This is a genomic window from Pseudoalteromonas sp. S3431 (genome assembly GCF_000690035.1).
GTDB classification, from domain to species: Bacteria; Pseudomonadota; Gammaproteobacteria; order Enterobacterales; family Alteromonadaceae; genus Pseudoalteromonas; species Pseudoalteromonas fuliginea.
In genome coordinates, this window is the sequence record NZ_JJNY01000017.1 from 1 (window position 1) to 18,805 (window position 18,805).

21 protein-coding genes are annotated in these 18,805 nt (G+C 39.0%); 11 read left to right on the forward strand and 10 right to left on the reverse strand.

Annotation, left to right across the window (positions count from 1 at the left end):
- The first annotated feature begins 58 nt into the window (after nucleotides 1-58).
- Nucleotides 59-526, forward strand: a complete 468-nt coding sequence (locus DO88_RS14185) for a glycine zipper 2TM domain-containing protein (protein ID WP_008134100.1) — start codon at nucleotides 59-61, stop codon at nucleotides 524-526.
- A gap of 66 nt (nucleotides 527-592) precedes the next feature.
- On the opposite strand, the gene DO88_RS14180 is transcribed toward DO88_RS14185, so the two are convergent.
- Nucleotides 593-1,810 (reverse strand): pyridoxal phosphate-dependent aminotransferase, encoded by a 1,218-nt coding sequence (locus DO88_RS14180; RefSeq protein ID WP_007375409.1) that lies wholly within the window; start codon nucleotides 1,808-1,810, stop codon nucleotides 593-595.
- Between the two features lie 367 nt (nucleotides 1,811-2,177).
- On the reverse strand, nucleotides 2,178-2,522 hold the full coding sequence (locus tag DO88_RS14175) for an Hpt domain-containing protein (protein ID WP_007375410.1): 345 nt from the start codon (nucleotides 2,520-2,522) through the stop codon (nucleotides 2,178-2,180).
- A gap of 137 nt (nucleotides 2,523-2,659) precedes the next feature.
- Between DO88_RS14175 and DO88_RS14170 the strand changes: the two genes are divergently transcribed.
- Together DO88_RS14170 and DO88_RS14165 are read left to right on the forward strand one after the other, a co-directional pair.
- Nucleotides 2,660-3,256 carry a tRNA-uridine aminocarboxypropyltransferase gene (locus DO88_RS14170; protein WP_007375411.1) on the forward strand — a complete coding sequence of 199 codons (597 nt, stop codon included), beginning with the start codon at nucleotides 2,660-2,662 and terminating at the stop codon, nucleotides 3,254-3,256.
- Nucleotides 3,257-3,280: 24 nt separating this feature from the next.
- A complete protein-coding gene (locus tag DO88_RS14165) occupies nucleotides 3,281-4,066 on the forward strand; it encodes a CLCA_X family protein (RefSeq protein WP_033022998.1) in 786 nt (261 codons plus the stop codon).
- A 16-nt stretch (nucleotides 4,067-4,082) separates the two neighbouring features.
- On the opposite strand, the gene dcd is transcribed toward DO88_RS14165, so the two are convergent.
- Nucleotides 4,083-4,667, reverse strand: a complete 585-nt coding sequence (dcd, locus tag DO88_RS14160; protein ID WP_007375413.1) for a dCTP deaminase — start codon at nucleotides 4,665-4,667, stop codon at nucleotides 4,083-4,085.
- Between the two features lie 6 nt (nucleotides 4,668-4,673).
- Complete coding sequence (apbC, locus tag DO88_RS14155) at nucleotides 4,674-5,750, reverse strand: iron-sulfur cluster carrier protein ApbC (protein ID WP_007375414.1); 1,077 nt, start codon at nucleotides 5,748-5,750, stop codon at nucleotides 4,674-4,676.
- A 187-nt stretch (nucleotides 5,751-5,937) separates the two neighbouring features.
- Between apbC and metG the strand changes: the two genes are divergently transcribed.
- Nucleotides 5,938-7,959, forward strand: coding sequence for a methionine--tRNA ligase (metG, locus tag DO88_RS14150; protein WP_007375415.1), 2,022 nt, complete (start codon nucleotides 5,938-5,940; stop codon nucleotides 7,957-7,959).
- A gap of 128 nt (nucleotides 7,960-8,087) precedes the next feature.
- A complete protein-coding gene (locus DO88_RS14145; RefSeq protein ID WP_033038298.1) occupies nucleotides 8,088-8,735 on the forward strand; it encodes a bifunctional 4-hydroxy-2-oxoglutarate aldolase/2-dehydro-3-deoxy-phosphogluconate aldolase in 648 nt (215 codons plus the stop codon).
- A 36-nt stretch (nucleotides 8,736-8,771) separates the two neighbouring features.
- On the opposite strand, the gene lepB is transcribed toward DO88_RS14145, so the two are convergent.
- The 4 genes from lepB to aceK all read right to left on the reverse strand — a co-directional run bounded on the left by lepB (nucleotide 8,772) and on the right by aceK (nucleotide 12,691).
- Nucleotides 8,772-9,422 (reverse strand): signal peptidase I, encoded by a 651-nt coding sequence (lepB, locus tag DO88_RS14140; RefSeq protein ID WP_007375417.1) that lies wholly within the window; start codon nucleotides 9,420-9,422, stop codon nucleotides 8,772-8,774.
- Between the two features lie 152 nt (nucleotides 9,423-9,574).
- Nucleotides 9,575-9,829, reverse strand: a complete 255-nt coding sequence (locus tag DO88_RS14135) for a DUF2999 family protein (RefSeq protein WP_002963210.1) — start codon at nucleotides 9,827-9,829, stop codon at nucleotides 9,575-9,577.
- 62 nt (nucleotides 9,830-9,891) lie between these two features.
- Complete coding sequence (locus DO88_RS14130; protein ID WP_033038299.1) at nucleotides 9,892-10,854, reverse strand: zinc-binding dehydrogenase; 963 nt, start codon at nucleotides 10,852-10,854, stop codon at nucleotides 9,892-9,894.
- Nucleotides 10,855-10,918: 64 nt separating this feature from the next.
- On the reverse strand, nucleotides 10,919-12,691 hold the full coding sequence (gene aceK, locus DO88_RS14125) for a bifunctional isocitrate dehydrogenase kinase/phosphatase (RefSeq protein ID WP_033038301.1): 1,773 nt from the start codon (nucleotides 12,689-12,691) through the stop codon (nucleotides 10,919-10,921).
- A gap of 117 nt (nucleotides 12,692-12,808) precedes the next feature.
- On the opposite strand from aceK, the gene DO88_RS14120 reads away from it, so the two are divergent.
- The 4 genes from DO88_RS14120 (at nucleotide 12,809) to DO88_RS14105 (ending at nucleotide 15,376) form a co-directional block, all read left to right on the forward strand.
- On the forward strand, nucleotides 12,809-13,756 hold the full coding sequence (locus DO88_RS14120; protein WP_024595339.1) for a LysR family transcriptional regulator: 948 nt from the start codon (nucleotides 12,809-12,811) through the stop codon (nucleotides 13,754-13,756).
- Nucleotides 13,757-13,838: 82 nt separating this feature from the next.
- Nucleotides 13,839-14,288 (forward strand): GNAT family N-acetyltransferase, encoded by a 450-nt coding sequence (locus DO88_RS14115; RefSeq protein WP_033038302.1) that lies wholly within the window; start codon nucleotides 13,839-13,841, stop codon nucleotides 14,286-14,288.
- Between the two features lie 29 nt (nucleotides 14,289-14,317).
- Nucleotides 14,318-14,524 (forward strand): hypothetical protein, encoded by a 207-nt coding sequence (locus DO88_RS14110; RefSeq protein WP_007375422.1) that lies wholly within the window; start codon nucleotides 14,318-14,320, stop codon nucleotides 14,522-14,524.
- Between the two features lie 420 nt (nucleotides 14,525-14,944).
- Entirely contained in the window at nucleotides 14,945-15,376 is a 432-nt protein-coding gene (locus DO88_RS14105; protein WP_007375423.1) for a hypothetical protein, read from the forward strand.
- 12 nt (nucleotides 15,377-15,388) lie between these two features.
- Here DO88_RS14105 and icd read toward each other — a convergent pair whose 3' ends face one another.
- Nucleotides 15,389-16,657, reverse strand: coding sequence for an NADP-dependent isocitrate dehydrogenase (gene icd, locus DO88_RS14100; RefSeq protein ID WP_007375424.1), 1,269 nt, complete (start codon nucleotides 16,655-16,657; stop codon nucleotides 15,389-15,391).
- Nucleotides 16,658-16,844: 187 nt separating this feature from the next.
- Between icd and DO88_RS14095 the strand changes: the two genes are divergently transcribed.
- Nucleotides 16,845-17,648: a M61 family metallopeptidase gene (locus DO88_RS14095; RefSeq protein WP_008138360.1), complete on the forward strand. Its 804-nt coding sequence runs from the start codon at nucleotides 16,845-16,847 to the stop codon at nucleotides 17,646-17,648.
- Here the strand turns inward: DO88_RS14095 and DO88_RS14090 are convergent.
- Nucleotides 17,643-18,191: a hypothetical protein gene (locus DO88_RS14090; RefSeq protein ID WP_007375426.1), complete on the reverse strand. Its 549-nt coding sequence runs from the start codon at nucleotides 18,189-18,191 to the stop codon at nucleotides 17,643-17,645. The two genes, DO88_RS14095 and DO88_RS14090, sit on opposite strands and share 6 nt — an antisense overlap.
- A 365-nt stretch (nucleotides 18,192-18,556) precedes the next feature.
- Between DO88_RS14090 and DO88_RS18950 the strand changes: the two genes are divergently transcribed.
- Entirely contained in the window at nucleotides 18,557-18,724 is a 168-nt protein-coding gene (locus DO88_RS18950) for a hypothetical protein (RefSeq protein ID WP_007375427.1), read from the forward strand.
- Nucleotides 18,725-18,805: the final 81 nt, after the last annotated feature.

Here is an 18,805-nt window from a genome sequence, read left to right on the forward strand (position 1 = left end):
AATTTAATTCGTTAAATTGATCAAAGATTTATGCAGGTTGGTATAAAAGGAGCAAGTTATGAAAGCAATTACTGTAATTATGTGCGCTTTACTTACAATAAGTGCGCCTACGTTTGCTAAATACGAGCGCAATAAAGCAGTTCCTGTGCAGCAAGTTTTATTTGGTGACGTAAAATCGGTCCGCAATATTACCGAACAAGAAATCATTCAAGACAAAAACAACGGCTGGAAAACCTTCGGCGGTGCATTACTCGGCGGTGTTGTAGGCAACCAGTTTGGTGGCGGTAGCGGCCGCACAGTAGCAACAATATTAGGCTCGGTAATTGGCGGCAGTGTTGCACATAATAGGCAGCAGCAAAGTCATTATCAGCAAAATCATTTTGTAGAGTTATTAATACAAGTTGAAAACGGCGACCAGTTTATGGTTGTTCAAGATCAAGACCAATCAATGCGCTTTAGCAAAGGCGATAACGTAAGATTAGTTTACTTGAACGACAACACGGTGCGTGTAGATAAAGCGTATTAGCTAATATATTCATGACTAAAGTAAAAAACGAGCCAAATTTGGCTCGTTTTTTTATTTTTTTAATAGCTATACTTGGCGATAGTCTTTAAAAAAGCGCTTCATTTTTAACATCGCATCCGATAAATCATCTTTGCTTGGTAAAAATACCAACCTAAAATGATCCGGCTCGGGCCAATTAAACGCCCTGCCATGCACAAGTAATATTTTTTCGGCTTTTAGCAAATCGTACATCATCTTTTCATCATCTTTAATGTTAAAAAGTGCTGTATCTACTTTGGCAAACGCATAGAGCGCGCCTTTTGGTTTTTTACAACTAATGCCTTCAATAGCGTTTAACCCGCGCCATGCTATATCGCGCTGCTCGTATAAGCGACCACCAGGGTTAATTAAATTATCAATTGATTGCACGCCGCCCAACGCTTGTTGAATTGCATATTGCGCAGGTACATTAGCGCACAAACGCATAGATGAAAGTATTTCAAGACCTTTGCGTAAATCATCCATAACTGAGGTACGACCGCTTAACACCATCCACCCCATTCTCAGCCCTGCTGCACGGTAGGTTTTAGCTAAACCGTTAAAAGTAATGATTGGTACATCATCACAAAGTGAGCCGATTGAAGTATGCGTTATATCATCGTATAAAATCTTTTCGTAAATTTCATCGCTCAATAACAGTAGTTTATGTTCACGTGCTATATCAATTAATTGCATTAGCAAATCGTCACTGTAAACCGCACCTGTCGGATTATTAGGATTGATTAATACCAGCGCTTTAGTTTTAGATGTTATTTTGCTTTTTATATCTGCAATGTCCGGAAACCAATCTTGCTCTTCATCACATAAATAATGCACCGGATTACCACCCGATAATGTGACAGAAGCAGTCCAAAGTGGATAATCTGGAGCTGGAATAAGCACTTCATCGCCATTATTTAATAGCGCTTGGGTGATCATTTGAATAAGTTCGCTTACGCCATTACCAATATAGATACTATCTACATCTAAATTATGTAATCCACGTTGTTGATAGTGCTGATAAATAGCCACGCGGGCTGAATAGAGGCCTTTAGAGTCACAGTAACCTTGGGCTGAATATAAGTTGCGGATAATATCGCGGTGCATATCTTCTGGCATATCAAAACCAAAAGCAGCCGGATTACCTATATTCAATTTTAATACTTTTTGACCTTCGTCTTCCATTTTTTTAGCTTGTGCTAAAACCGGCCCACGAATGTCATAACATACACCTTCTAATTTGTGACTCTTTTTAATATCAGACATTTTTACCTCTTTAGGGCGTATTGACTTTATGGATTAAATTTGTTCAACCTAGGGGCGATTTAATCGCGGCGCGAGATTTGTAACCTAATGGGCTAAGTAAAAATTGAGTAACAAAGAGAAAATAGCCCCTAGGAAGAACCCTCTGGGCAATGCGTGTTTGGTTTTTATGTGTTGTTATCGCCTATTTATGTGGAAAAACCACACTGCATAGGCTCTGCCTAACCTAAAAACCAGACACTCGTTGCAAATTCAATCCCGAAAGATCAATACGCCCTAGTGAGTCTTTAGACTAACCTAGTAAAGGCGTAAAATGCCAGTCAATTTAGGTGCTTAATACTGAAATAAATTCACGTTTCAGCTTCAATAATTAGCGAGATGCTAACCATTCATTGAGCTTAGCTTGAGAGCCTGTTACTTGAGCCATTAAGCTATTAGATGCGTCGATAGCTTTAGCTAGGTTATCTAGGTTTAAATTTTGCTCAATAACACGCGATACTTCAGCAAGGCTTGAAGCGCCAAACTGCGCCGCGTTCGATTTTAAACTGTGAGAGTGACGAATAGCCGCTTCTCTGTCTTTACCAATAGTTGCTAAAACTTCAGAGCCTAAACGTTCAAACTCTGCGCAACAAAAATCAAGCGTGTCAGCAAACTGCTCACCCAATAACGATTCCATACTCTCTAATGCCGATGTATCAATATTTATTTCTGTCATATTTTAAGCCCTTAAAACAATCCATGTAAGTTACAGTTTAATAGTACTACTTTATATTGATGCGTAAAAAAAACCAACTTAATTACCTTATAAATGTATAATTGCGAGGATCATACTGGCAACAAAAAGTTTATTAAATGGCACGCACACTTTGTAATCATTGTAACTTTTCACTAAACACCTGTATTTGCAACGCAATTACAAATATAAACAACAAAGTTACGGTTATTATTCTACAGCACCCGAGTGAAGAAAAAATAGCAAAAAATACCGCTAAACTACTCAATTTATGCCTAACTGATTGCCAAATAATCAAAGGCGAAAATAATGATGACTTTTCCATACTAAAAACACTGCCAGTAAGCTCAACTGTTTTACTCTACCCTAACGAACACGCTATAAATTTAGACGATAGCGCTGAGCAGCTAAGTGTAAAAAACATCACCCATTTAATCGTGGTTGATGGTACTTGGAAAAAAGCCTACAAAATTTTGCAACTCACCACATTACTAAATCAATTTAAAACGGTCAGTTTTAAACAGCTACCCAAAAATCGTTATGCTATTCGTAAAGCCCCTAGGGCCGACAGCCTATCCACACTTGAAGCTGTAGCGCATAGTTTGTTTTTAATAGAGCAGCTAAATCCCGCACCACTTTATAATACGCTTAATGAATTAATACAAAAACAAACCCAACACATGCCTGAGCACGTAAAAGCACGTTACTTAGATTAAATTCGTTACTATATGAAACTTGCAATGCGTAACTACCCTAACAGACTAAAACGTGGCTTTACTCGCCAAGGACCCGACTATCGCTTTGACGACCAAGTCGACTTTAGCGATATAAGAGATACCTTCGGCTTTAGATCTATGGTCGTCGGTAAATGGGTAACTAAAGAAGAGCGCTACATTAGCGCTAATTTAATTTACGATGCGCTGGCGGATCTTGCGCAAATACTGCATTTACCGCCCAAAGCTATTGGCCTGCGCGGCAAGCTTAACTTTGCATTTGGTCATGGTGGTCAAAAAGGTGTGCAAGCGCATTATAATGCAGCTTCTCAAACGCTTGCCCTTGCAAAAAATGCAGGCGGTGGTGCACTTGCTCACGAATGGTTTCATGCGTTTGACCATCATATAAGCGAGCATTTATTTGCAGCAAAACCACGATTTGGTTTTGCCTCAAAATTATGGCTTTCAAACACGCCTAATTTATCGCATCCACTTAATAATGCTTTGAACAGTTTTTATAAACATGTATTTTTAGATGAAGATGGTATTGATGCAAATAACTTTGTACAAACGTGTATAGAACACGATAAAGCCCACAATATGGATTATATGAGCATGCCAGAAGAGCTTGCAGCGCGGTGTTTTGAAGCCTGTATTGAAGGCCACACATATATAAAAAATAGCTTTTTAGTGGGAGGCTTAAAAAGTAGTAATTTAATATACCCAAATAGTGAGCATATTAATAAAGCAAATAAAGCGCTTAACCAGTATTTTGAGTTACTTGGCTATGCGCTTCATAAAATAGACGAGTAATGCCTATATTTGGTGATTATTTATCGTCACTAATACGACTTGCTACTGCGCTGCTTTGATCTTTGTATTTTGCATCTTTACGAATATTGTATGGGTTTTCACATGGGCCCGATAACATTTCAAAGCTCATAGCCCCAATTTTCATCAGTGGGCGAAGCGCCAGTGGTAATTTACCTGAGTTGTAAAACTCTAAAACAATATTACCGCTCCAGCCTGGGTCTATTCGGTGCGCGGTTACATGCACCATTAAACCTAAACGTGCAAGCGATGAGCGTCCATCTAACCAACCTACTATATCTGCTGGCAACGTTACTTTTTCATGGGTAATAGCCAGTGCAAGTTCACCTGGGTGTAAAAAGAATGCTTCACCTTCATCAAGCACTATTTCTTCACTCATGATCGATTCCATGGCCTTATTTAACTGATCTTTTGGACCACTTAAATCAACATATGCGGCGTTATGCGCATTAAAAGTTCTAAATTTATTTCCCAAGCGTAAATCGGCAGTCACGCCTGAAATCATATCACTTGTTGGTGCAGGCTCAATAACAATGCGGCCATCGCTTAGGTATTCTTTAATATGTGTGTCTGAAAGTCTCATTATTTATTAATCTTCTGTAATCACAATTTCAATCGCATTGTGATGCTGTTGATAATAGAGCGTGCTGGCTATTAGCCTCGCTGCTGCGCTGTATGTTTTGCTTATTGTTGCGTCGTTATCGTTTGCAATAAGTTTACCTTGCTCAGAATACTCACGTATATCTATTGCAAGTGGAATATGGCTAAGTACAGGCACGCCATGCTTGTGCGCCAACTTTTGTGCACCGTCTTTACCAAATACGTGATTTGCCTCACCGCAGTGGCTGCAAATGTAGTGGCTCATATTTTCTATTAAGCCAAGCACCGGTACGTTTACTTTATTAAACATAGCAATGCCTTTTTGCGCATCGGCAAGGGCTAAGTCTTGCGGCGTAGTGACAATAACTGTGCCGCTAGCGGGTACTTTTTGGCTCATTGTAAGTTGAATATCACCGGTGCCAGGTGGCATATCAACAATTAAGTAGTCAAGCTCGCCCCAATCGGTTTCGTTAAGTAACTGGCTCAGCGCGCCTGACGCCATTGGTCCACGCCATACCGTGGCATCATCGCTTGGAACTAAAAAGCCAATTGACTGCGCTTTAATGCCATTTGCATCAAAAGGCTGTAGCTGTTTGTTATCTTTAGTGACGGGCTCTGCGCCCACTAACCCTAAAAGCATTGGGATAGATGGGCCATAAATGTCAGCATCTAAAATACCCACCTTTGCGCCTTCATTTTTAAGCGCGCCTGCCAAGTTAACAGCAGTAGTCGACTTACCTACCCCACCTTTGCCTGAGGCAATAAGCACAATATGTTTAATCGCTTTAAACTTAGCCGCCTCTTTAATGATAACCTTGGCGCTAATTGTTACAGGCACATTTAAGCTTTCACTTACGTGTTGCTCAACTAAAGGCATTTCTGATTGCCCAGCAAATGGCAGAGTTAATTTAATGTGTAGTGATTTATCGTCATTTTGAGTAATAGTATCGATAAAGCTTTCGTCAATACCGACGGCAAAAGCCGCACTACGATATGCCGCTAAGGCAGTTATAATCGGTTGTTTTTGCACCGATTTAGAAGAGAATAGTTTCGACAGTCCAAACATAGCAATTAAATAGCGTTTCTTTGATGAAAAGTGCCACGGAATTATGTAACATTCAGGGCATTAACACCAGTCAATTAATAAAAATCCATAAGCTGTGCGCACTCTAAGCAGATAGCTTGTAGATAAATTAATGATAATTGCCGTTTGTATAATAAAAACGGCGCTTTATCCTCAATTCGGAATGATTATGACGCAGCGAAAGATCCTGATTACCAGCGCATTACCTTATGCAAATGGCCCTACTCACCTAGGTCATTTATTGGAATATATTCAAACTGATATTTGGTCACGTTTTCAAAAACTACAAGGCCACGAAGCTTATTATGTTTGCGCAGACGATGCCCACGGCACGCCAATTATGCTTAATGCGCAAAAGCAAGGGATCACGCCTGAAGAAATGGTAAAACAAGTGAGCATAGAGCGCCAACGCGACTTTGCTGACTTTAATATCAAATTTGATAACTACCACAGCACGCACAGCCAAGAAAACAAAGAATTAAGCGAACTTATTTATAACCGCCTAAACGATGCCGGTCATATTAAAAAGCACACTATTTCGCAATTATTCGATCCAGAAAAAGGTATTTTCTTACCAGACCGTTTTGTAACAGGTACTTGCCCAACGTGTAAGTCTGAAAACCAAAACGGCGATAGCTGTGATTCGTGTGGTGCTACATACAGCCCTACCGAACTTATTAATCCGCGTTCTGTAATGTCAGGTGCTGAGCCTGTACTTAAAGATTCTGAGCATTACTTTTTTGACCTGCCAGCATTTGAAGGCATGCTAAAAGAGTGGTTACACTCGGGAACTATTCAGCAAGAAATGGCTAACAAGCTAGACGAATGGTTTACCGATGGCCTGCAACAGTGGGATATTAGCCGTGATGCGCCTTACTTTGGTTTTGAAATCCCAAATGCACCAGGCAAATATTTTTACGTTTGGCTAGATGCACCTATTGGTTACATGGCGAGCTTTAAAAACCTATGTGACGAAAAAGGCCTCGACTTTGATGCGTTTTGGGCTGAAGGTTCAGACGCAGAGCTTTATCACTTTATTGGTAAAGACATTATCTACTTCCACAGCTTATTTTGGCCAGCAATGCTAGAAGGCGCTAATTTTAGAAAGCCAACTAACGTATTCGCTCATGGTTTTGTAACTGTGAATGGCGAAAAAATGTCTAAATCAAAGGGTACGTTTATTAAAGCGCGTACTTATTTAGATAACTTAAACCCAGAGTACTTACGTTACTACTACGCAGCAAAATTAAGTAGCGGTATTGTTGACCTTGATTTAAACCTAGAAGACTTTGCACAGCGCGTAAATTCAGACCTAGTAGGTAAAGTAGTCAACATAGCGAGCCGTTGTGCTGGCTTTATTACTAAAAAGTTTGATGGCAAGCTAAGCAGCACTATTATGCAACCAGAGCTGTTAGCAGAGTTTCAAGCTGCTGCACCGAGCATTACAACACACTACGAGAACCGCGATTACAGCCGCGCAATTCGCGAAATAATGGCGCTTGCCGACAAAGCAAACCAATTTATTGATGGCGCAGCACCTTGGGTATTAATTAAAGACGAAACTAAGCAACAAGAAGCACACGAAGTGTGTTCTCTTGGTCTTAACTTGTTCCGCGTTTTAATTACTTACTTAAAACCCGTGTTACCAGGAATGGCTGATAACGTACAAGCGTTTTTAAATGACGACCTTGCATGGGACGGCGTTCAAAATGCGCTAGTAAGCCACCCTATAAATAAATTTAAACCGTTGATGCAACGTGTTGAAATGGATAAAGTGAACAAAATGGTTGAAGAATCTAAAGAAAGCTTAGCACCAAAAGTAACAATTGACCCTAACAGCCCACTTGCAAAAGAGCCAATTAGCGACGAGATTGAGTTCGATGATTTTGCAAAAGTAGACTTACGCGTAGCTAAGATTGCTAAAGCAGAGCACGTAGAAGGCGCAGATAAACTACTTAAGCTAACACTTGATTTAGGCGGCGAAACTCGCCAAGTGTTTGCGGGTATTAAATCCGCTTACGCACCTGAGGATCTTGAAGGCAAGTTAACCGTTATGGTTGCTAACCTTAAGCCTCGTAAAATGCGCTTTGGTATGTCTGAAGGCATGGTATTAGCAGCAGGCCCTGGCGGAAAAGAAATTTATATTCTTAACCCAGATGACGGCTCAGAGCCTGGTATGCGCGTAATGTAATATTACGCATACAATAAAAACCGCTGATACATCAGCGGTTTTTTTATGGGCAAAAGTAATGTTTAGTCGTATATTAAGCCTAGCCGTTTATACAAACGCCTTTGCATTAAATAAAGTGAATTGTAATTATGACCCAAATTTTAGATACCAACAGAACAAAAGTAAGTAGCCAAATAAAGCAACACAAGTTAGTCGCCATACTGCGCTTAAAACAACAAAGCGATGTAGCACCATTAATTGATTGTTTAGTAAATGCGGGCATACACGTATTAGAGATCACTTCAAACACACCTGGCTTTGAGCAAGAAATAGCAAAAGCGCGTGCAGCTCACAAAAATGCACTCATTGGTGCAGGTACAATAATAAATACCACCCTTGCCCAGCAAGCTATTGATGCAGGCGCGCAGTTTATCGTAACGCCAAATACCAACAAATCGGTTGTCGAACTTGCCCACCAGCACGGGTTACCCGTATTAATGGGCGCACTAACACCTACCGATGTAGCAAATGCAATTGAATATAACGCTGATATTATTAAGGTATTTCCTGCTGGTAGTATGGGCGTTGGTTACTTTAAAGCATTAACGGGTCCATTTTCAGAAGCACAATTAATGCCTGTTGGTGGTGTGAATTTAGATAATATATCTCAGTGGTTTGAAGCAGGTGCTTGTGGCGCTGCAGTCAGTGGCGATTTTTGTAAGGTATTAAATACCGAACAAGAGCGTAGTGTTCTTACCAAGCTTGTAAAAAAATATATAAGTAAACTGCCTAAATAGGCAGTTATATTTTAACTATAAAATTAATTATCTTATTTAATTGAGCTTTTTCAATACGCGGTCTTTTCTTGGTAGGTAATAGTTATCGTAATCAAGAGACACTATAACGCGCTCTGCTTTTCCTAATAACTCATTACGCGGAATTAAACCTATTACACGCGAGTCAGCGCTATTGTCGCGGTTATCGCCCATTGCTAAATAATAATCATCAGGAATTGTAATTGCGTCAAAGCCCGATAAACGTGAAGGAATATTTGCCACTCTTATCGAATGCGCTAACCCGTTTAAATCTTCGATTTTATCAAGCGAGTCTATGTTGCTTTGCTGATCTGCATAATTAAGTTTTTTACCATTAATAATGAGCTCATTATTTTCAAGCGCAACCGTATCCCCTGGCACACCAATTACACGTTTAATTAAACGGTTATCGGCAGCTTGTGAGTCAAAAACAATAATATCACCGGTTTGTGGGTCCGCTAGTTTAAGTAGTTTTATATGCGTAAATGGGACTCGAATATCATAGGCCATTTTATCGGTAAGTATTCTGTCACCTTCTTGAATTGTTGGTTTCATTGAGCCTGTTGGCACTTCGTACCAATCGGCTACAGCGCTTCTAAATACGCTCATTAGTGCAATAAATACGATAAGAGAGCGGTTGTTTTTCCAAAACTTATAAAGCGGTTTCATGTTATTTCCCTGCGTTAATTAAGTATTATTATGACTAACTAAATGCTGAGCAGTTCAATGTAGAGTGTAACAAAAAGTGTGTGCTTTACGGCGGGTATAGCAAGGTAGTTGCTTACCTTGCTATATGATCAATCTGAAAATTAGATTATCAATTACTGTTGATTTAGTTTTTCTTTCGCTTCTTTTACTTTTTCAAAATCTAAACCAAGTTCGTCAGTCGCTTCTTTAATAAGATGCGGTTGAGTCATCACGACTGCCATTAATTGTTGTAACTTTTCTGGCGGAATACCAAGCTCTTGAACAAGCGCCATTGCCATCATTGGGTTTTGAGTAAACGCTTCAAACAATGCTTTTACTTTTTCGTCGCTTACATTGTGCTCTTTAAGTATTGCTAGTATTGGATTCATTATTAAACCTTAAGTATTTTTTATAGGGCTTAGTATATGGGCTAAACCCTAAAATTAAAGAGTTACTCTACAAGTAAAACAACTTTACCAGCATTTTCATTACGCTCTAAAATAGCATGGGCTTCGTTTGCGTCGCTCCAAGGCAATGTTTTATACAGGTTAAAGTCGTACTTTTTAGTGGCAATATCATTGTAAAAGCGTGCTACAAAGTCGTCGCGCACCTGGCGTTTAAACTCAATACTACGATTTCTAAGCGTTGAGGCATGAAACGAAATACGTTTGCGTAAAAGCGCGGCAAAGTCAACCTCTGCAAAACGTCCATCTAAAAACGCAAGCATTACAATTTGGCAATCCATCGCTGCAATAGCGGCATTTTTATTTAAGTAACTACCCGAAACAGGATCTACAATTGCATTTGCTGTTAACTCATTTGCTTTCATATATTCTACAAAGTCGGTGGTTTTGTAGTTAATTGCATGATCGGCACCGAGTTCTTTTGCGTGTCGGCATTTGTCATCCGTACCGGCAGTAATAACTACGGTAGCACCTGCGCTTTTAGCCATTTGAATTGCTGCACCGCCCACACCACTAGCACCTGCATGAATAAGCGCTGTTTGCCCTTTTTGCAATTTACCAAGCTCAAATAACGCGCCAAATGCTGTTAGGTACACTTCGCTTATTGCTGCGCCTTCAGCCATTGTTACATCATCGGGTAATTCCATAAGCTGCTTTGCATCAACGGCTACGTATTCACTATAAGCACCACCTGAGCACAATGTAAAAATACGCTTGTTTAGCCAGCTTTTATCTACATCTTTTCCAAGCTCAGTAACTGTACCCGCACATTCTAAACCTAAAATCGAGCTATCTCCCGCAGGGGCCGGGTATTTACCTTGGCGCTGCATACTGTCTGCACGGTTTACACCTATTGCTGCAACTTTAACAAGTACTTCATGGCTCTTTAAAACCGGCTTTTCGGTTTCACTAAATGCAAGATTGCCATCTTCATGAGAAATATATTTCATTGTTGCTCCAAGTTTAAAAACTGTAATAACATATAGGTGGGGATGAACACAGATTCAAACAACCTCAAAAGCGCCAACTTTGTTTGTAAGGATAAACATCGGGTAGATAACCATTATGTACTTGTTGCTGACAACCTTGCCAAAACGTCGCTAAAAACATGTTACTGTGCTCATTATTAAAATAGCTAAACGCAATCTCGTTAGCACTAAAAAAAACCTTAAATTGGCTCGGAAATATATCGTTTTCAGCTATATCAAAATACGAGTTACTACTTAGCTCTTCGAGCGTATTTTGGGTGTGTGGCACGTCTCTAAAGTTACAATCGGTAAGCGGACAAATTTCGTCAAAGTCGTAAAACACTACTCGCCCCCATCGCGTTACGCCAAAGTTTTTCATTAGCATGTCGCCCGGAAATATATTAGCGCCCGCTAACTCTTTAATTGCTTTACCGTAGTCATGCATCACACTCTCTAATGTTTTGTTATCGCATTGGTTAATATATAAATTAAGCGGGGTCATTTTACGCTCAACATAAACATGCTTTAAAATGAGTGCCTTGCCAGATATAACTATGCTGCTGCCAATTTGGCTTTTCATCTGCTCAAGAAGCTCATCACTAAAACGGCTTAAATCAAACGCTAAATATCTAAATTCGTGTGTGTCTACCAAACGACCAACCCTATCGGCTTGTTTTACAAAGTTATACTTTTCTTTCACTTGTGCTTTGGTGGCTGTTTTTGGCGCACTAAATTTGTCTTTAATTACTTTATAAACGTAATCTAGTCCTTCAATAGTAAATACCAGCATTACCATACCCGGCGTACCTGGCGCTTTAACATACTTGAAGTTGGCTGGGCTATTTTTAGTCGTATCAACCTTGTGCCGATAAAACTCAGTTTTGGCGTGCTTTATAAAACCAATGGCGTTAAATAACTCAAAGCGTTGTTTATGTGGCATTAACACACTTAAGTAATCTACATAACGAGCGGGTTTATCGGTATCAACCATAAAATAGGTGCGTGCAAAACCAAATAATAAACTTAATTGATCGGCGCCCATCATTACAGCATCAAGCTTTAGTCCCTCATCGGTATTTAAAATAGCGATAGCAAAAGGCATATTGTCGCCATTTTTAGCAATGCAGCGCCCAATTAAATAACAGGCTTTGTTTCTAAAAAATAATGAGTTAGCGTATTCAATATACCCGTCGTTTAAATTTATAAGTTCGTACACCTGTTTGCATTGCTGCTTAGCGCCTTGCATTAACGTACTTTGTAATGTGGCTACATCATGCTCTAACTGACTAAATGGCACTCTAAATATTTGATTAGTAATAAGCGTTTTAACGGCGTTATTAAACCCATTATTTAGCGATACCCTGCTCACTAAGCTTTCATAAGAGCGTGGCTCACTACGATACTTTGCTTTTAATACAAACAAATGCACAGTACGAATTTTTTTATCGTCCCAAATTGCCCCAAACGTTGAATTAAAAAAAGTATGCGCAATAGGTTTATTTTCGTGATTTTGTACCATATCGCCGTAAATATTTTTAGCTAACTGCCACGTTTGCGGGCAAGTAAGCTCAGCATAAGCGATAACTCTCACGGCTTCACTCACGTTTTTCACTTCGCGCTCGTAAACCTGTAAACGCTCACGCATAGCACTTTGCACACTGTGGTACTGTCGTTGTTCAAAACGGCTTTGCGCACCCAGTGTAATATTTAAAAATTGCGAAAACATCGCCTCAAATCCAGCAAAAACAGATCGTGCAAGCTTGCTGGCAATAACGTTTTGCAGCGTATTATTAGATTGATTTGTTGGCCTATTTTGCATAAATACAGCACTTATATTGATGCCAGTTATGGCGGTTATTTTTTATTAATTGTTTACACCTTAGCAAGCAGGCTTTAATTTAGATAATTAATAAACCATATAAATAGAATTGATTCTATGAATATAAGAAACGTCGATCTTAACCTTCTCGTTTACTTAAATGTACTCATCGATGAAAAAAGTGTGTCAAAAGCTGCGAATAAACTCGCGCTTACGCAACCGGCTATGAGTAATGCGCTAAAACGTTTACGCGATTTATTTGACGACCCGCTACTTGTGCGTGCCGCAGGCTCTATGACGCCAACGGCAAAGGCACTTGCATTAAAGCCTGAAGTTGAGGCCCTATTAAAAATGGCCGAAGCAATTACGCAGCCTAGTGAGCAATTTAACCCTACAACGGCTGAAGTTACGTTTAGAATAATGGCAAACGACTACATAGAGTCGACCCTAATAGCCCCTTTTATAACGGCGCAGCTTAGTAAAAACCCCGGTATTAATTTTGATGTGTTAAGTCCAAGCGACGTAAACCTACAAGATATGGAAAAAGGCACTATAGATTTAGCAATAAATCGCTTTAATGGTTTGCCACGCTCGTTTCATCAAGCCAGTGTTTGGCGAGATAACTACTGTTGTTTAACCCATCCTAAAAATACATTTTTACAACAATCAGGGTTAGACGACTACTTAAAAAAAGAGCATATTTGGGTAAATCGTGCCGGCTGGGGGCCTGAAGCCGCTGTTACTAATAAATCAGGAAAGCAAAAATTAGGCTGGGTAGATGAAGCGCTTTGGCAACTAGAACAAACCCGTAAAATACGTGTTTTTACTCGCCACTACATGGTCGCAAGCCTGCTTTGCCAATCAGAGCAACTTATTGCCACCCTACCGCGCAGGCAAGCTAAGTTATTAACCTCTCATACTGATTTAGTAATCAGCCCTGTACCATTTCAAATAGTGCCCATTGAAGTGAAAATGATATGGAGCCCACTGCTGCACCACGCCCCTGCACACCAATGGTTAAGACGTGAGTTATTAGCGTTTGCTAAAACGATTGCAGATAGATAAATTATTATTTTCATCACATCAAGCACCAGGTATTTTACTATCGCGTATAATGTCCAAGCTTTACTTTCATTAGAAGAATATAATGATAAACAAACTTAATAATAAGAATAACGATACTGCAAATATAATTTTTGCTGTCTTTCAAAAGTCCTACGCTATAGAGGCTAAACTGATCGGCGCGCATAACTTTCCTCCTTTAGCGCGTAATATTAAAGGTATAAAAAAGTCAGAAACAACTTTTTATGGCTACAGCGAAAATGAATGTTTAGCAGCCGTTATTGAAGTAGATACAAACAACGAGTGTTTAGATATATGTAGTTTAACCGTTGATCCTAATCATTTTAAAAAAGGTATCGCAAGTAAGCTAATAAGTTATGTTTTAGCAATGGGTGATTTATCTCATGCAATAGTGGAGACTGCGGTTGCTAATACTCCTGCAATAAATTTATATAAAAAGCATGGCTTCGTGGAATTTAAAAGGTGGACTCCTTCACATGGTATTGAAAAGCTGGCTATGTCTGTCGTAATTTAAATCAGTATTTCAAAATAGGTAATTTACAAATGGATAGTGCATCAATAATTGCGTGGAGTGTTTTGTTTGGCGGCATTGGTATTGGCTACCTTACTTACGGGCGAAGAAAAAAAGCCGTAGTACCACTTTGTATTGGTTTATCGCTATTGGTATTTCCGTATTTTATGAGCAGTGTTAGCATGCTGTTGATTGTAGGCGCTATTTTAGTGGCTATTCCCTACTTTATTAAAATTTAACATTACTACTGTTATTGTTCATGTGACGAATAAATAAAATACACGCGAAAAATAAAAAGCGCCGTGGTATTCAACTTTGGGAAAATACCATGGCGCTTTTGGAAATCGTCGATATAGGAGTCTACCTACAGTGTATGATTAGCAAGCTTAGTACCAACTTCATAAAAAATTAAAATTCAATAAAAACAATTAACTAAGCATCCAGCTTAACTCATCAACTAATCCCATTGTTCCAGTTTTGTGCACGTTTTTACCACTCTGCACCAAATTAATTAGTATAATTTAGGTATGTTTTCTATTTTATTTAGTTTTAAAACTTACTATTGATGAAATCAATATCAGTTATTGAAAACAACAATTTTATTAATAATACACTTAGCGCTAGAGTGAAGTTAAGCCAACAAACTAAGAGTAATTATTATGACAACATCAAGCTTCACACAACAAGACGGGTTATTTATTGATGCTAATTTACATCAGTTTATTGAAGAGCAGTTATGCACTAAAGCTAACACCACTGAAACTTACCAAGCATTAGCTACTTTAGTTGATGAGTTTGGTTGTAAATGTCGTAAAACAAAACATCAGCCAGATGATGTATTAGAAGTAGATACATTATTAAACGCATACCAACTTAAAAACCACCCGCTTTGCCATGTCGATGCGCAAACGACAGAAGCTGTTTTAGATGAATATTGCTGCCAGGTTCCTGCAATTATTGTTGTTGCGTTAATGGATACGCTTAGTGGTACGCAGTGCGATGAACCTCAAGCACATGAGATTTACCATCGTGCAGCGCAGTTAACCAACCGCCCTTGCATGCACAGAGTAAAAACTGCCTCAGCAGCTTAATAATGAATGTGTTTAAAAGTGCTCGATAACCTTCTTTGCAAAGCCAGTACAAGTTAAGGTTGTCGAGTTATGAATACTTGAGTTATCGCTCTGCTCTTGCGCTAAATCAAAGGTTACTTCACCGCTTTTAAATGTTTGCTCTAACGCATTTTCTATCAGTAATGCGGCCTCGTCCCATCCCATAAATTTAAGCATTAATACCGCACTTAAAATACTACTGCTGGGGTTTGCTTTATTTTGCCCTGCTATACGTTCAAACGTGCCGTGTGTAGGCTCAAAAAATGCGACATCGTTATTTAAATTTGCAGCAGGCATTATGCCAACACCGCCAACTTGTGCGCTCAGCATATCCGCTAAAAAGTCACCATTTTGGTTAGTCGTCACCACTACATCAAATTGCTCTGGGTGCATTAAACATTGCTGCAGCATGTTGTCGGCTATAACTTCTTTAATAATTAGAGGTGCTTGATTTACTCGCTCTATTTGCAGCCAACGCCCATTTTCATGTGCAGTGGCATTAAATTCGCTTTGTGCAAGTGCATACCCCCAACGCTTAAATGCCCCATCGGTAAATTTAAGTACATTGCCTTTGTGCACTAGTGTTAAGGATTCACTATCGTTTTTAAGTGCATAGTTAATGGCAAAGCGCATTAGTCGCTCAGAGCCTTCTTTAGATATATTTTTAATACCAATACCGCATTCTTGTGAAAACCTTAAGCGGGTTACCCCCATTTCTTCGCATAAAAAGTCGAGCATTTTTTCGCTTTCTACACTGCCAGCTTGCCATTCAATACCTGAATACACATCCTCGCTGCTGTCGCGCAGCACGGTTATGTTTGTTAAAAAAGGATTTTTTAAAGGAGAAGGGAGTGCACTAAAGCCTTTTATAGTGCGCATATTTACAAACAAATCCATTTCTTGCCTGAGGGCTACATTGAGTGAGCGAAAGCCACCACCCAGCGGCGTTGTTAACGGCCCTTTTATGGCAATTTTACAGGCGCGTACTGCGTTAATTGTTTCTTGTGGAAACCAGTCACCGTCATACAGTTTTGCGGCTTGCTCGCCGTTATAAACCTGCATCCAATGTATTTTTCGAGCGTTTTTGTAACAATGTTCAATTGCACTATCAACAACGTGGCGCATTACCGGCATGATATCTAAACCCACGCCATCGCCATCAATATAAGCAATGATAGGTTCTAACGGAATTTGCCACTGTCCGTATTGGTCTATCGTGATATTTTGACCTTGCGTTGGCACATTTATATGTTGGTACTGCATTGCTAACACCTACAAAGGTTCTATAAATATGATTAAAGCATGCTAATTAAGGCGTGTCTGTATTTGTACTTTTATAGTTACTATCATTTAAAAAAATAACAAATTAACTGTGACTATTTACGTCATGAGTTGGTCTTGTTTAATTAGCCTTATCGTATTAGCTATTAAATTACAGTGGAACACTTTAATGAAACTCTTTTTTATATTGCTACTATCAATCAACTCGTTTAAAACGTTAGCCGTTGAGGTAGTAATACACAACCTCAATTCACTCTCAAGTAGTGGTCAAAGGACGGTGTCTACTTGGGTGAATCAAAGTGTTGAAAAAACACAAAATACGTTAGGGCCTCTAAAACAAAGTACCTTACCTATTTATTTAAAACCGCAATATTTTGCTTTTGAGCCAGTACCTTGGGCTACTGTAAAGCGAAATAATCCCGATGGGCTAGAACTACATATAGATCGTTACGCCAGTTTAAAAGCATTCACTAAAGATTGGACGCTATACCATGAACTTTCACATTTATATTTGCCGCTATTTCCCTACTCCGGTTTTTGGCTAAGCGAGGGTTTTGCCAGTTATATGCAAAACGTAATAATGCGTGACAGCGGTATAATCACCCAGCCGCAGTTTGTACAACGCTTAAATGCAGGGTTTGATCGTGCCCGCCTGCAAACCAAAACTAAAACACAGCCACTTAATAAGCTCTCTGCCGATATGTGGAAACAACGTGCTCAGCAACGTGTTTACTGGACAGGCGCAGCTTTTTTTGCCCAAGCAGATCTAGCATTGCAAAAACAAGGGCAAACTTTGGCAAGTGTTATAAAGGCGTATCAATTATGCTGTAGGCCAGCACGCTCTAACGCTAAAATGTTTATAAAAGAGCTTGATAAACAATCTAGAAGCAGTGTTTTTTCTACTCTATACGCACAATACAATAACCGCACTGACTTTCCTAATATTACAAAAGCGCAAATCAATCAGCTATAACGCTACTTTTAAGTAATGGCTAAAATAGTTATACGCTTGCTCATTAAAATTGACTGAGTGCTCGTTCATAAAACCATGTAGGTAGTTTGTTTTATTACACTTTACTGCGGACTTATTATTTAAAATGGCTATCACTTCATCAACATTAAAATGTACCTCATGTTTAGGAAAAATAAACTCACAGGGTACGTTTGCATCTAATGCTAAATAATTACGAATTTGTGATGGGTAGAACCCTATTAACTTTTTAAGGTGTGTATTGCCTGTTAATAACTGTGCGCGCCATGCTGCACTTGCCCCTGCGCTAAATGCGATACAAGTTGTTGGTGCTTGCAAATGCGCAAAACATTTTTGAAGTTTGTCGGTGTATTTATCATGCCCGCATTTCTGTATGAATTTATTGTAGTTATATTCTTCACTATCAATAGGTTGTAACTCATTATCATAAGGATCAATAACCGTTACCTTAGTGTCAAACCCCTCTGTAAACTGCGTAAAAGCAGGTGTTAAACCAAAAATATCGCTCGCAATTAGGTAATTCATACTTATCCTTTAGTAAATAAAATTGGAGGCCATAGGCAGTTGATAAAATGTATTATAAATAAATAAAAAATAGCTTGCACATAATATACATATAAGTTACCTTCCCTCTCTGGTTTAAAGAAACCGCCGCGGTTAACCATTTACCCTGATCCAGTAAGCCCCGCAAAACGTATATTTGAAAGCTAAGTTATTGTACGGCGAGAACCCCTTAAATAATACCGAGATGAATTTTATTATCATCGCAAAAGTGTCATAAAGATCGTCAACACTGTAATGAAGCTAAACACAACATCGTTTATTTATTGACTGCACGAAGCTATAAAATATAGCGCAGAATAAATAACAAGAATAAAGTGAGTTTTATTATGTCTTATAAATATAATGGGTCTATGATCCAAATTGCACATCCAGTGCAATCAATTTCAGTAAACAAACATCGTGTAATTTTTAGTGATACACAAGGTTTAAAAAATGCATTATTTCAAAAAGCGAGTGATGCACGCCAATTTGTTAAATGGCTAAAAGCTAGTTAAACAAAACTTTAATTGCTTTTTATTATTGCGATTATTGAAAATATATTTTGCCAGCCTCGTTGCTGGCATTTTACTTTTTAG